This window comes from Paenibacillus lactis (genome assembly GCF_017873605.1).
GTDB classification, from domain to species: Bacteria; Bacillota; Bacilli; order Paenibacillales; family Paenibacillaceae; genus Paenibacillus_AQ; species Paenibacillus_AQ lactis.
In genome coordinates, this window is record NZ_JAGGKI010000017.1 from 35,139 (window position 1) to 48,732 (window position 13,594).

12 protein-coding genes are annotated in these 13,594 nt (G+C 51.9%); 11 read left to right on the top strand and 1 reads right to left on the bottom strand.

Translation table 11 applies throughout. The features are described 5' to 3' along the window. Positions 1–204 precede the first annotated feature (204 nt). Positions 205–1,005: a Nif3-like dinuclear metal center hexameric protein gene (locus J2Z18_RS24000; RefSeq protein WP_210095467.1), complete on the top strand. Its 801-nt coding sequence runs from the start codon at positions 205–207 to the stop codon at positions 1,003–1,005. A gap of 95 nt (positions 1,006–1,100) precedes the next feature. Beyond that, positions 1,101–1,775 (top strand): GntR family transcriptional regulator, encoded by a 675-nt coding sequence (locus J2Z18_RS24005; protein ID WP_007131632.1) that lies wholly within the window; start codon positions 1,101–1,103, stop codon positions 1,773–1,775. A 69-nt stretch (positions 1,776–1,844) separates the two neighbouring features. On the opposite strand, the gene J2Z18_RS24010 is transcribed toward J2Z18_RS24005, so the two are convergent. Beyond that, positions 1,845–2,621: a sporulation protein gene (locus tag J2Z18_RS24010; protein WP_028404495.1), complete on the bottom strand. Its 777-nt coding sequence runs from the start codon at positions 2,619–2,621 to the stop codon at positions 1,845–1,847. A gap of 407 nt (positions 2,622–3,028) precedes the next feature. On the opposite strand from J2Z18_RS24010, the gene rlmD reads away from it, so the two are divergent. From rlmD to J2Z18_RS24055, 9 genes are all read left to right on the top strand, one after another. Further along, a complete protein-coding gene (rlmD, locus tag J2Z18_RS24015) occupies positions 3,029–4,648 on the top strand; it encodes a 23S rRNA (uracil(1939)-C(5))-methyltransferase RlmD (protein WP_210095468.1) in 1,620 nt (539 codons plus the stop codon). 268 nt (positions 4,649–4,916) lie between these two features. Continuing rightward, positions 4,917–5,744: a ParA family protein gene (locus tag J2Z18_RS24020; protein ID WP_007131635.1), complete on the top strand. Its 828-nt coding sequence runs from the start codon at positions 4,917–4,919 to the stop codon at positions 5,742–5,744. Continuing rightward, positions 5,692–6,630 (top strand): ParB/RepB/Spo0J family partition protein, encoded by a 939-nt coding sequence (locus J2Z18_RS24025; RefSeq protein WP_007131636.1) that lies wholly within the window; start codon positions 5,692–5,694, stop codon positions 6,628–6,630. The genes J2Z18_RS24020 and J2Z18_RS24025 overlap by 53 nt, the downstream gene beginning before the upstream one ends. An 84-nt stretch (positions 6,631–6,714) precedes the next feature. Further along, on the top strand, positions 6,715–6,885 hold the full coding sequence (locus J2Z18_RS24030) for a hypothetical protein (protein ID WP_155609868.1): 171 nt from the start codon (positions 6,715–6,717) through the stop codon (positions 6,883–6,885). Positions 6,886–6,916: 31 nt separating this feature from the next. Continuing rightward, the gene (locus tag J2Z18_RS24035) at positions 6,917–8,008 is read left to right on the top strand and encodes an SAF domain-containing protein (RefSeq protein WP_007130997.1); all 1,092 of its coding nucleotides are present in this window, start codon (positions 6,917–6,919) and stop codon (positions 8,006–8,008) included. Between the two features lie 9 nt (positions 8,009–8,017). Then, entirely contained in the window at positions 8,018–8,740 is a 723-nt protein-coding gene (locus J2Z18_RS24040; RefSeq protein ID WP_007130996.1) for a hypothetical protein, read from the top strand. A gap of 39 nt (positions 8,741–8,779) precedes the next feature. After that, positions 8,780–9,628 carry a CpaE/TadZ family protein gene (locus tag J2Z18_RS24045; RefSeq protein WP_007130995.1) on the top strand — a complete coding sequence of 283 codons (849 nt, stop codon included), beginning with the start codon at positions 8,780–8,782 and terminating at the stop codon, positions 9,626–9,628. Next, positions 9,625–11,493, top strand: coding sequence for a P-loop NTPase family protein (locus J2Z18_RS24050; RefSeq protein ID WP_007130994.1), 1,869 nt, complete (start codon positions 9,625–9,627; stop codon positions 11,491–11,493). Before J2Z18_RS24045 ends, J2Z18_RS24050 begins: the two co-directional genes overlap by 4 nt. After that, positions 11,483–13,543 (top strand): hypothetical protein, encoded by a 2,061-nt coding sequence (locus J2Z18_RS24055; protein WP_210095469.1) that lies wholly within the window; start codon positions 11,483–11,485, stop codon positions 13,541–13,543. The genes J2Z18_RS24050 and J2Z18_RS24055 overlap by 11 nt, the downstream gene beginning before the upstream one ends. Positions 13,544–13,594 lie beyond the last annotated feature (51 nt).

Below are 13,594 nucleotides of genomic sequence, written 5' to 3' on the forward strand. Positions count from 1 at the left end.
CGGCGTGTAACTTCCATGCTGCATGATTTCATAACCGTCGTTAACAGCCTTTTTCCCTTGGTAACGGAGCTATCTTCGCTTCTAACCTGCGGGGAGAAGGCTTTTTTCATAGGTCTGGATAAAAAAGCAGTTGAAATCGGAGCAACTCTCGATTAAAGTGGTAACCAACTGCCATACTAGTATGAAAAGGTGGATGGGTTGCCTATGACTATAACGGTCCAAGATGTCATTGATCGATTAACGGGACAATCCGGATCGCCGGATGCCTCGGTCGACGGAATCGTGGCGGGGGACGGGGGCGCGGCTGTTCGGGGAATTGCGGTTGCCTTCATTGCTTCGCACGACGTGATCGTACGGGCGGCGGAATTGGGCGCGAATTTGTTGATTACGCATGAGGGCGTCTTTTACAGCCATCATGAAGCTGGGCCGGATCATTTGGGGGACAGCCCGGTCGTTCAGGCCAAGCTGGAGCGTATCCGCTCCGAGGGGATGAATATATACCGGCTGCATGATGCTCCGCATCGGACCGAGCCCGACGTGATAACCGAAGGGCTGGTTAAAGCCTTGGGCTGGAATGACCTGCTCGAGAAGCATCTGCTAACAGCGGCCATCGTGGTTCTGCCGGAGGGGATGACCGTTCAAGAGATCGCGGAATATATCAAGGATCGGCTGCATCTGCCGTACGTTCGCTTTGTGGGCAGCCGGGACACGGTATGCAAACGGATCGGAATCGCGGTTGGCTATCGGGGAGGCGGGCAGCACGCCATTCCGCTGTATGAACACGAGCGGATGGATATGCTGATTGCAGGCGAAGGACCGGAATGGGAGACGCCCGAATACGTCGCCGATGCGGCTGCGCAAGGACGGGACCAAGCGCTGATGCTGCTCGGGCATGGGGCGAGCGAGGAGCCGGGCATGCGGCTGGTTGCCGATCGGCTTCGGGACTATTTTCAGGAGCTTCCCGTTCATTTTCTCCCGGCACGTCCGTTGATTCATATCATCTAGACTTAAACTTGTTCGGTCGATGTACTACTGTATCTGGAAAGATATCGAGAGAGAGAGAATATCAAGAAATTGTATGGATAGAAAGAGGTAACCGTATGTCAACAGGGCCAAGGATCAAAGGATCGACCCGGGATTATTCATATCATCTATTAAAAGACCGTATTATGCGCCTCGATCTGGAGCCGGGCACCAAAATATCGGAGAAGGAAATCGCCGAAGAGCTGCAGGTCAGCCGAACGCCGGTACGCGAAGCTTTCATGAAGCTTGCCGAGGAGGAGCTGCTGGATATCATTCCGCAGAGCGGGACGCTTGTATCCAGGATCAACCTTACGCATGTGGAGGAGGGTCGGTTTATCAGGGAGAAGATTGAGAAGGAGATCGTTGCGCTGGCTTGCGAGCGTTTCCCGGAGGAGCACCGTTTTCGCTTGGAGACCAATCTTGCGCTGCAGGATGTGAGCGCGGACAACCGCAACCGATATAAGCTGTTCGAGCTGGACGAAGAGTTCCATCAAATACTGTTCGCAGGCACGGGGAAGGAACGGACATGGAAAATGCTCCAGCAGCTCAATATCCACTTCAACAGGCTGCGTCTGCTGCGGCTCTCGATGGACTCCAACTGGGAGACGATCATTGCCCAGCATAAGGAGATTTATCGGCTGATCGTGAGCGGGGAGACGGAGCAGGCCGTGAAGACCATGGAAGGCCATTTGCGCCTGGTCGTTGTGGAGCAGGACCTGCTTCGCCAGAAGTACCCTCAATATTTCATATAACAGCTGAAAAAAAGATGGCCCCTCTATCGGCAGAGGCCATCTTTTTTTGCTTGAGCCTGATGAACAGGCTTATCGTATCGATCGTTGAATGACTTGATCGAGAAGATCCGCAACGCGCGACGGTCCTTCTTGAAGATCCGCGCTGCTCAGCGTCAACCAGCTGTGGCGCTCATCCATATCCAGCGAGCGTTCAAGCCAGCCTGCAACACCGCTTCCCTTCCGGTCAACCTCGACCAGAACCGAAATTCCGTCGCGCTGGGGATACAGAATCAGCTCCAGCTCACGCATCCGGCTTGCGTATTCACGTCCCGGATAGAATTCAATTTCCTGCACGAACGGAACCCCGCGTCCCAGTCGGGAATGATATTCGCAGGAGGCCGTTTTAAACTGGAACCCGAGCTCGGAAGCCGCGTCGAATATAACAGCTGCCTCCGGCCCTGGCGTAACCTCAATATAGTCGTAATCCTTCGGATCGATTGCATTTTCGATATCAAGTCCGGTATGGACCCATACCCGCTGTCTGGAGAGCGTGAGCGGCGTTTCCAGCGGAAGCGGGAAGGAGAACGGGATTTCCAGTTCATCGCCCGCCTTTACAAGCAGGGAGTCGGTAATGCTAACCTTAGCCAGCACGCAGGATTCCGTGAATTTGCTGTCATCCCGCTCGCGGATATACTCGGTCATTACCTTTAGGTAGATGCGGTCCACCTTCTGTTCCACATTGCCGCCCCGAATATAGACGATCCCGCTTACTTCCTCCCCCGGATAATATGAGGATTTCTCCAGGCGGGTATCAATCTGCGCTGCGCCGATCCCGACGCTGGCCAAAATTTTGTTAAAAAACGACATGAACGTTGTCCTCCTTAAAGTATATAAGACGAACGATTGAACTGAATGTGGGCCAAGTACGTAAAATGTTCCTACAATCGTGCCCGCAGCCCATTCATTGGTTCATCCTATATTAGGATGTATAATACTGGCTTATACGGACAAAAGCGGCCGGAAGTTTCTTACATCAAGGCATTTTTTAAAAAATATTTTTTAGGGAAATAAAGTGGTGCTCTCGCAGATTCGCCGTGCCGACACGATAGCTTCGCGGGGGGCTTATTCATGCGATCAACCGATGACATGTATCCTCAACAGGGCTTGCTTCCCTCTCATCTGCATAGATGCAGCGGCTTGCCGCCAAGAGTTAGCTTTCGCGGAGGGCGCATGGTATAGTGAAGTCGATACCCTTTAAGGATGGAGTATGTAACATGAGCAAACAACAACGTTCTGCGCATAATAACAAAAATAGCAAGCATGGCAAGGCAGAAGGAGCCAAACCGAGCGGACCAGCGGCGTCGAGCCGTCCGAAGCCTTCCGGGAAGCCGGCCTACTCGCGAGAAGATTCGAAGCCGGCAACAGGCCGAAAGGCTGCTTCTTCCAAGGAAAGGCCGAATCCGAAAGCGGGGAAGGCGCCTCATTCATATAACCAGAAACGGCGTTCAACTTCCAATACCACCAACGCGGAGGAGCTGAAGTCCGGCGATATCATCATCGTGACAATCAAGCGGCTCGGCATCAACGGCGAAGGCATCGGCTACTATCGCCGCAAGGCGGTCTTTATTGACGGCGCCATTACGGATGAAGTCGTCAAGGCGGAGGTCCAAGAGGTTCAGCCGAAATTCATCAAGGCCCAGCTGCTGGAAGTGGAGAAGCGTTCACCCCACCGGATCGAGCCGCCGTGTCCGGTGTTCGGGATATGCGGAGGCTGCCAGATCCAGCACATATCCTATGAGGGCCAGCTTGCGGCGAAGACCGATATCGTCCGGGAGGCGTTCAACCGGTACGCCGGATTGGACAATCTGCGGTTTAAGCCGATCCTCGGGATGGAGCATCCGTGGAATTATCGGAATAAAGCCCAGCTGCAGCTAAAGCGGCAGGGCCGCGAGGTCATAGCGGGACTGTATGAAGCCGACAGCCATTCCATCGTCGATATCAGCGGCTGCCCGATCCAGCATCCGAAGGTGAACGAAGCGGTGGAAAAGGTGAAGTCGGTGTTGGAGGAATTGCGCATTCCTCTATATAAGGAGAACGGGAGCAAGGATGGGGTGCGAACCATCGTGGTCCGCCACGGCTTCCAGTCCGGCGAGCTGCAGGTGACGCTCGTAACGGCAGGCAGCCGTCTGCCGCGGCAGGACGACTTTGTTCGAATGCTGCGCCTGACGATGCCGGAGGTCAGCGGCATTGCCATGAACATCAACCCGAAGAAGACCTCCCTCATATTCGGAGAACGGACGATAACCCTGTGGGGAGCCGAGAACATGCAGGAATCGCTGAGCGACCTGCAGTTTGCGCTGTCGCCGCGGGCATTCTTCCAGCTGAATCCGCAGCAGACGGTGAAGCTGTATGAATCGGTGCGTGCTGCGGCCGGACTGACCGGCCAAGAGACGGTCATTGATGCCTACTGCGGGACAGGCACGATTGGGCTGTGGCTGGCTCCGTATGCGAAGGAGATCCGCGGGATCGAGGCGATTCCCGAAGCGGTGGAGGACGCCTGTATCAACGCGCAGCGCAACGGCCGCACCAATGCAAGCTTCCATGTCGGACAGGCAGAGGAGCTGCTGCCGCGCTGGGTCAAGGACGGATTGCGTCCCGACGTCATAATCGCTGATCCGCCGCGGACCGGCCTGGACCCGCGCTTTCTGGAGACGATCCTCCGCACCAAACCGAAGCGGTTCGTGTACGTCTCCTGCAACCCGTCGACGTTGGCGAAGGATTGCAAGGTGCTGCTGGACGGAGGCTATGAGATCGATTGGGTACAGCCGGTCGATATGTTTCCGCAGACGAGTCATGTGGAGTGCGTAATAGGAATATGTCGAGACGATACGTAGAAGTACTGAATTATCAGTATTCTGCAAAGTATGCTTCGTTTACGACTAATGGAAAGGACTACAGGAATAAGGTGTTAAACGATAAAATCGAGGTTTCTATTGTTCTCGACTTGGAATGGATAGATACACCTAGTGATTTTTAATTGAAAACAAGAATATCCAAGAGAGCGTCCTTATCGGGGCGTTCTCTTTTTATATAGATATTTCTTCAAAGAGCCGGTTGTCCCTCTCAGGCAGCCGGCATTTTTCATGAAAGGAGGAACAGCGAATGACGAAGGTGATTGCTCTTGCCAATCAGAAAGGCGGTGTCGGCAAAACGACTACGGCTGTTAATTTAGGTATTGGCTTGGCGACTGAAGGTAAAAAGGTTCTTCTAGTGGATGCGGATGCACAAGGCAATTTGACAGATGCGTTGGGTTACCGCGAACCGGATAATTTGTCAATTTCTTTGGCTACACTGCTCGTTAAAAATATGTTGGAAGAATCGTATCCGCCCCAAAAAGGCATTTTGCACCATCCCGAAGGGATTGACCTAATGCCCGGTAACATCGAATTGTCTGCTGTTGAAGTCTCGCTTGTCAATACAATGAGCAGGGAAACGATCTTGCGCTCCTATATAGACAAGGTGAAAAAGGACTATGATTATGTCCTTATTGACTGTATGCCCAGCTTGGGCATGTTGACCATCAATGCACTGGCGGCTGCTGATAGCGTCATCATTCCGGTTCAGGCGCATTATTTACCGGCGAAAGGAATGACGCAGCTTTTGCAAACCATTTCCCGTGTCCGACGCCAAATCAACCCGAAGTTGCTGGTAGATGGCGTGCTGCTGACGATGGTGGACAACCGGACCAACTTTGCCAAGGATATTTCCTTTGTTCTTCGGCGTGATTATGGAGACAAGCTGCGTGTGTTTCAAACGGAAATTCCGCTTTCCATCCGTGCGGCGGAAACGAGCGCCAAGGGGAAGAGCATTTATAAGCATGATCCGAACGGACAAGTAGCCGAAGCGTATGCGGCATTTACAAAGGAGGTGAAGGGTATTGGCAAAGAAAGACGACAGACGCGCCAGCATCAAGCTGACCACAGTCGATGATTTGTTTTCGACCGATGAGAGCCGCGCCGATGCACAGCGGGAAAAAGTGATGGACATCCCGTTGTCAGAGATCAGCGATTTCCCCGATCATCCATTCAAAGTAAAAGCGGATGAAGCGATGCTGGAAATGGCAGATAGTGTGAAGCAATACGGCGTATTGGTTCCTGGATTAGTACGTCCGAAGGCAGAGGGCGGTTATGAGATGGTCGCCGGACATCGGCGGAAAAAGGCGAGCGAGCTGGCGGGTATGGAAATGATGCCTTGCATCGTCCGCGAACTGGACGACGATCAAGCGACCATTATTATGGTGGACAGCAACCTGCAAAGGGAGCATATCGCGCCTAGCGAGAAGGCGTTTGCTTATAAGATGAAGCTGGAGGCGATGAAAAGACAGGCAGGCAGACCAAGTAAAGAAAATGTGTCCCAAGTTGGGACACAAAAACGTTCCGATGAACTGCTAGCAGATCAAGTTGGAGAAAGTCGCAATCAAATTCAGCGATATATTCGCTTGACTCATTTGATCCCTTCCATTCTTGAAATGGTAGATGAAAAACGGATCGCGTTTAATCCGGCTGTTGAGTTGTCTTACTTGGCCGAAAAAGAGCAGCAAGACCTTTATGAAACGATACAGTCCGAAGACTGTACGCCTTCTTTGTCACAGGCGCTGCGTATGAAGAAACTGAGTCAGGGCGGACGGCTCAATATGGATGTTATCTTCTCGATTTTGACGGAGGAAAAGCCCAATCAGAGGGAAAAAATGCACATTCAGCGGGAGCGCATTGATCGCTTTTTCCCTAAGAATTTCACTGAAAAACAAAAGGAGGACCTTATTGTCCAATTGCTTGAAAGCTGGTATCGCAAGCGGCAGCGCGAACATGGAAGATAATCTTAAGCAACATGAACAAAAAATAGCCATTCCTTACTCTCCATTGCCGGGGAGTTTTTTTGTGCCTACAAGGAGGTGACGGAGATGCTCTTTACGGAAGGTAAATGGCGGAAATACGAACGATTAATGAAAGAAAGGCCCGGTTTTGACCGCAGAGAACCGAAAGATGAATCGGAGCGTTCCAACACAGCTAAAGAGGAACGAAGAAAAAGAAGTCGAGCAAAGCATAAAAGCAATGAGAAGGAAGAAAGTTGAAATTCATTTGGTATAGAAAGGAGTCGTGAGCATGTCTTGGATCTATCGTCATCGCAAGATGCTGGTGATCGCTGCCATTTTGTTCGGCATTCTTTTGCTCGTGTCGGCTGTCATTTTTCACTTGATGAGACAAGCTGAACAACAGCAGGAACATCAGGAAGTGATCGCCCATTATGAGAGGCAAATAGAACAGTTAACAGCGACTAAAGAAGAATCGCTGCAAACGGTATGGACTGTGGCTCGAACCATTCCGGACGGTGAGCAGATCGAACCGGAAGACGTCACGGCGATGACCCTGCCGACCGCATTGGTTTCGCCCGAAATGATCGCTAAGGAGGAAGAGGCGGTCGGTAAACACGCCAAAGTTGAACTTCGCCCGGGAATGCCGCTTCTTGCTTCTGTGCTGTATGAGGGCAACCCGATTGCCAAGGATGTGCGGACACAAGAGTTTCAAATCATTCAGCTTCCGTCGCATCTGGGAAAAGCACAGTATATCGATGTGAGGATCAACTTCCCGACTGGCGAAGATTTCGTTGTGCTTGCCAAAAAGCAGGTGCTTGATCGCGAGGGAACCGTCATTTGGCTGGAGATGAATGAAACCGACCTGCTGCTCACATCAAGCGCGATCATCGATGCTTATCTGCAAGGCGCAAGATTATACGCGGTGCCCTATATCGAACCGGGACTGCAAGAGGCAGCGACGGCGACTTATCCGGCCAATCCGATGGTGTTGGATTTATTGGAGCAAAACCCAAACCTGGTTGAGCAGGTTTCTACTGAGCTGGCTCGTCAGCAACGCGAAAGGTTGGAAAGCAACCTGAATGAAATGAGCGAAGCGGACAAAATGCGGGTGATGTACGGCAATGTCACCGTGCAGCAACAACTCATGAATGAACGGGCCGCAACACAGCAAAGCAATGCCGCTCAGCAAATGCCGCAGCCCCTTAGTTTCCCGGAGCAGGATGACCAAGAGTCGGTGCAAGGAGAAGATGAACAGCCGCCTTCTTCCCTTCCGGTCGTGGTAGAAGAAGAATCGCCCGAAGCGACGTTGCCCGATCCACCGCCTGCATCCGAGCCAGAGTCAGAAACGGCCCCGGATTATTCCGAAATCTTCAATCAATAAGGAGAAACCATGAAAAAGATTGTATTTTTAGGAGCGCCGGATAAAAGCCATGTGCTGTTATTGCTTGGCAAACTCCTGGCCGCAATGGATTACAAGGTGCTGGTGGTGGACTCCACTCTCGCACAAACGACACAGGGATATTTGCCGCAGGAAGAATTACGCGCCCCGCTCTACGAGTTTGAAGGTGTGGACGTGGCCTGTGGGTTTATCTTGTATTCGCAGATGGAACGATACTTGTATCAGAAAGCAAATGGCATGGATTACGATGTGATGCTGCTGGACACCGACCATACCGAAATGGTCAAAGGGCGGGAGTTACCCCATTACGACAAGCGGATCTGGTGCAGCAATTTCAACCGATTGACCATGCAGCGAAATGTCGAATTGATGCAGCGGTTATGCTTGCATGAAGCACAGAATCAACCGGTATCGTTTTACAAGATGATGCTATCCGTTGTTCCTCTGACTGTCACCGAGGCGTATCTCGATTCCGCCTTTGCTCAGCAGACCATTCGCTGGGAGGAAGCGGTTTTTCGTTTTCCGCTGGATGAGCGTGATGTATCCGCCGAGCTGGAAAACCAGCATCATGGCCGCATCGATGTGAAGGGACTATCGGGAACGTATCGCCGCACGATATGGGAGATGGCACAACAGTTGTTTGATTGGGACGACAAAACCGTTCGCAAGGCATGGAAGCGACTTCGCCAAGAACGCGCTGCCTTCCGTCGCTAATCAAGCTGATCAAAATGATTGAGAAAAGGAGGGGACACGGTGACGGGACATACAATCGTGTTTTGGAGTCCGGTATCGGGAACCGGGACAACGAGCAATCTGGCAGCGACTGCCTCGGTCATGGGACTGGAGTGTTCGGCACATATGTTGCTGCTGGGTCATTGTGAAAGTCACGATATCGCCTTGAAGCAATGCTTTTATCAAACGCATGCCTCTCGGGAGATGGACATGGATGTCTCAGTCAATATGGGGGTAGATGCGTTATTGCGACTGCTGCAAAACCGAAAATTGCAACCCAACATGATTCGGGATTACACGCTGCCTTTGTTAAAGGACAGGCTCGACTTGCTGCCGGGTTCAAGCAAGCCGGATGATCGTTTTATTGACATGGCCACGCCTTGGATGGAATCGCTGCTAAGCATGGCGAAACGGATGTATGATCTTGTGTTTGTGGATGGCGGCAGCGGAAATTCATCGGAATGGACCAACGGTTTACTGCGGCTGGCGGATGTGCTGGTGGTGTGCCTCCCGCAAAATCGGTTGGCTGTCCATCGTTTTTTTCGGATGGATGAACTTCAAGCGATGCTCGCAACTAAAAAGCATGTGCTCGTATTCGGAAAATATGATCGGTACTCATCTTTGACCCATAAAAATTTGTTGCGTCCTTATGGACGGCGTTTACAAACATGTTCGGTCAGTTACAATACACGGTGGTTGGATGATGGACAAAACGGGCAGGCGATTTCTTACATGTATCGCAATCGGCAAGTGCCGCGGGAACATGAAAACTATCTGTTCATGCGAGACGTGCGAGCGTTGGCACTTGCGTTGATTGAACAAACGGGCTTGCACAATGCCTTTTTCGGCGGGAAGGAGACCCCGATATGATGGGCGCGTTACATGGTCTGTTGATCGGAGGCATTGTCTTAATAGGCGTATTGTTCCTGTATTTGCGCATGAGCCGAACCTTGCCGGAACGCCAGCAGGAAGCGCCGGTGTACACGTTGAAGGCGATGGAAGAATACGTCAAAAGAGCACTGCATGACGTGATAAGCGCCAATCTGACGGATTACGGTCTATCAGAAGAAGAGTATCGGCGACGGAAAAACAAGCGGGCCGAGATGAAAAAAGCGCTGCGCGGATGCACGTCTGGTGATCTGCGTGACAAAATGTATGTCAAGCAATATATAACCGATTTGCTTGCACAGCACTATACGTTGGATCATGAACATCTGAACCGGTTGATCCCGTTTGATCGCCCTGAATCGTTGTCGCATCAGGATCAGTTTGACATCTTGCTTCATGTATACAAAAAACGTCACGGCTATCATGCGCTTAGTGAACTCATACGCCGCTATGATCTGGATCGGCCCAAGCCGGATGCCCATGAAGAACAGGAGCTGTCTTACCGTATTACGTCTGAGGAGATCGGCGAGATTTATGAACAAGAGGACGTCCAGCTATCGGAAGAGGATAAACTTCAAATCGTGGTGCAGCGCATTTACCAGCACTACAAAGGCTTTAGTGTCGTGGACGAACTGCGCGATATGCGCATTGACGGCGTGTCCGGCGGAGTGTCCGGTTTGCCGCCTTCCGTATGGGAAGAAACATGGGATTGGGACGGGGATGTTCAACTCGGTGAGGTGCCGCGGGCGCATGATAGTGTGTGGGTTTTTTATGAGGGGAAATCCATCCACCTTAGTTTCCTCTCCTTTGGATCGGAACTGGAACTGCGGCGCGTATGCCAAAACATCTACAAGCATAATTTTCCCGGCCAGTTGTCCGAAACGACCGGATACAAGGTGAATGAAATGGCCGACGGTTCTCGTGTCGTGGTGCTGCGCCCCCGATTTGCCGAGTCGTGGGCTTTTTTTGTGCGCAAATTTGATGTGCAAAATGCCACTTTGGAACAGCTGATTCGCGATGAACATGCGGAACTGCCGATTGCTCTGATTCGCTATCTTGTGATGGGAGAGCGCATTACGGCGATAACTGGCGCGCAAGGCAGCGGGAAAACGACGCTGCTTATGGCCATGGTGCGTCATATATCCGCCCTGCTCCCGATTCGCGTTCAAGAGATGAGCTTTGAACTGCAACTGCGCAAAATTTATCCGAATCGTAATATTCTCAGCCTTCGGGAAACGGAAACGATCTCCGGTCAGGCCGGGCTGGATATACAGAAAAAAACGGACGGCTCGGTCAACATTTTGGGTGAGGTGGCGACCGACCCGGTAGCGGCCTGGATGATTCAAATGGCGCAAGTGGCTTCACTTTTTACGTTGTTTACCCACCACGCCAAAACGTTTCGCGATTTGGTGTTGTCCTTGCGCAATTCATTGCTCAAAACCGGCGTGTTTACCAATGAACAGGTGGCAGAACAGCAAGTGGTCAGCGTCATCAACTTTGATATTCATTTAAAACGGGATGCGGACGGTCGCCGCTATATCGAGCGCATCACGGAATGCGTACCGCTTGCACAGGAAATGCCTTACCGGACAGACTTTCGCGAGAAAAAGACGCTGGATGAGAAGATGGATGCGTTTATGGAGACGGTGACGGACTACTTCCATCGCTCCACGGATCGGAAACTGTATGAAGCGCGAAATGTCATTGAATATCGGGACGGCCGTTATGTCGCGGTTCATCCGTTGTCCGAACAAAGCCGCAAAGAGATTGCCGAGCGGCTTGCCGGTCCGGACCAGGCAGCTTTCGAGGCGTTTTTGTGTAATTGGGGGGATGGCGATGAATCTTGAGTGGCTTTCCCTGCTGCTTGGCGGAGCGACGCTGTTGTTTCTTGGGGCGGTCTTAGCGTTTCAATTTTTGTCCCGCTATGGGGAAGCCGGGGCAGCACGAAAGTATGAAGCCTTGCGCCAACCTGCCAAAACGAGCAACAAGCAGGCATTGCACAACGGCATGCAACAACTCTATACCCTCTGCTCTCGTGTACCGCTCTTGCGTACCTACTTACACTTCATTCGTCGTCGTTTGGTTATTCTCCACCTGGGCGATGAGTGGAAGCTGCGTCTGGAGACGATGCGGACGGCGCTTTGGCTCTGGGGCATGTTGCTTGCAGCGGCTGTGCCGATCACGCTTTGGGTGCGCGATGTATTTACACTTGTCATGCTGATGATTGGCGGTTGGGTTTGCCACGGCATGTTAACAGACGTATTCGTACAACGGTTGGAAATGCGATTGTTGCGTCAGCTACGCCAGTTTTTCGGGGATGTCCGTCATCATTATCACCGACACGGAATGGTAGAAGAAGCGATTTACGAAGCGACGGATGAAGCGCCGTATGAAATGACTTTGCACGGCCAGGAAATCGTTGAAGTGTTGACCGACAGCCACGCGGAAGAACGACTGGAACAATACTTGGAAGCGGCTCCGAACCGTTATTTGAAAGGTTTGGCCGGATTGTCGTATCTGGTGAAGGAATACGGAGACAAACAAACGGATAGCGGATCATTGTATTTGAAGGCATTGGGAAAATTGGCCGGTGAATTAAACTTTGAACTGTTGCGCCGGGAACGCCTTGGTTTTTTGCTGCATGGGCTGTCCGTTATTGCCCTGCTTCCGCTCTTGTTTACCCGTCCGATTGAAGCATGGGCCAGCTATTATTTTTCGGCGATGGACGCCTTTTACAGCAGTGTGATGGGTTGGAGCATAAAGCTCGGCTTGATGGGGGTCGTTTGGCTCTCCTATGTTCTGCTTCGTCATATTCAGAGCTTGGAGACCTCGCCGAAAATCACCAACCGAAAGAGATGGGAGAAATGGGCGCACGGCTGGGGCTGGATGTGTTGGCTCGTTCACCGATTGGGTCCTGCTCCTGGCTCAAGGGAAGCGGAACGGATGGTGAAGCTACTGAAAGAAACGGCTTCTCCTCTACGGTTGGAATGGTTTTATGTCCAGCGAATCGTGGCGGGAAGCATGGCTTTTCTTGCAGCAATGGGGCTATTCATAGCTTTGCATTTTACGGATCGGCATCAAGTGCTATATGCGCCGGTGTATGCCAATACGTTGTTTGGTCAAGCGACGCCTGAGGAGCAGGAAAGAGCGCTGGAAGCAGCCGCGCTGGATCGGAGAATCATCGAACAAGTAAAGGGGGTGAGGCCTACAGAGGAGTCGCTCTTGGAGCTGTTGCGAAAGGAGACCGGAGGAGAACGTTCGGATGAAGCGCTTCGCGCGGATGCACAGCGCATTATAGGCAAGTTGGAGAAACTCGACAGGCAATACGTCAAATGGTGGCAAGCGCTATTGACCGTTTTGGCGGGCTGGGTCGGCTACTGGGCGCCGGTCGGCATTCGCCTGTTCCAGCGCAAGATGCGGCAAATGGAAATGAAGCATGAAGTGGATCAATTGCAGGCGGTCATTGCGATGCTGGCCGATATGGACCGCATGTCGGTAGAGCATTTGCTAATTTGGATGGAGCAGTTCGCCCGCGTGTTCGAAGAGCCGCTGCAAACATGCCTGCTCCATTTTGATCAAGGCGCTGAACAGGCGCTAGCGCAGCTCAAGGAGGATGCGCCTTTTCAGCCATTCGTGCGCATGGTGGAAAAGCTGGAACTGGCGGCAAGCACGCTGCCGATTCGAAAAGCGTTTGATGATTTGGAGTCCGAGTACGTGTATGCACAGGAAGAACGCAAGCAGTACGAACGATTGATTGAGCACAAGGCGGGCTGGGGCAGAATGATCGGGTTCGCACCAATGATGGCGCTTATTTTCGGTTATCTGGTCATTCCGCTCATTGTTGTCAGCTTGAACCAAATGTCGGTGTACTACGAGCAATTGCAACGCATTCAATGATTCATCCTTAGCGGTGCTTTCCATGTTGGAAAGGACCGTTTTTTATTTCTA

Excerpts from the sequence above, each read along its gene's own strand:
- J2Z18_RS24000 (WP_210095467.1), top strand. The coding sequence starts at position 205 with ATGACTATAACGGTCCAAGATGTCATTGATCGATTAACGGGACAATCC.
- J2Z18_RS24005 (WP_007131632.1), top strand. The coding sequence starts at position 1,101 with ATGTCAACAGGGCCAAGGATCAAAGGATCGACCCGGGATTATTCATAT.
- J2Z18_RS24010 (WP_028404495.1), bottom strand. The coding sequence starts at position 2,621 with ATGTCGTTTTTTAACAAAATTTTGGCCAGCGTCGGGATCGGCGCAGCG.
- rlmD (WP_210095468.1), top strand. The coding sequence starts at position 3,029 with ATGAGCAAACAACAACGTTCTGCGCATAATAACAAAAATAGCAAGCAT.
- J2Z18_RS24020 (WP_007131635.1), top strand. The coding sequence starts at position 4,917 with ATGACGAAGGTGATTGCTCTTGCCAATCAGAAAGGCGGTGTCGGCAAA.
- J2Z18_RS24030 (WP_155609868.1), top strand. The coding sequence starts at position 6,715 with ATGCTCTTTACGGAAGGTAAATGGCGGAAATACGAACGATTAATGAAA.
- J2Z18_RS24035 (WP_007130997.1), top strand. The coding sequence starts at position 6,917 with ATGTCTTGGATCTATCGTCATCGCAAGATGCTGGTGATCGCTGCCATT.
- J2Z18_RS24040 (WP_007130996.1), top strand. The coding sequence starts at position 8,018 with ATGAAAAAGATTGTATTTTTAGGAGCGCCGGATAAAAGCCATGTGCTG.
- J2Z18_RS24050 (WP_007130994.1), top strand. The coding sequence starts at position 9,625 with ATGATGGGCGCGTTACATGGTCTGTTGATCGGAGGCATTGTCTTAATA.
- J2Z18_RS24055 (WP_210095469.1), top strand. The coding sequence starts at position 11,483 with ATGAATCTTGAGTGGCTTTCCCTGCTGCTTGGCGGAGCGACGCTGTTG.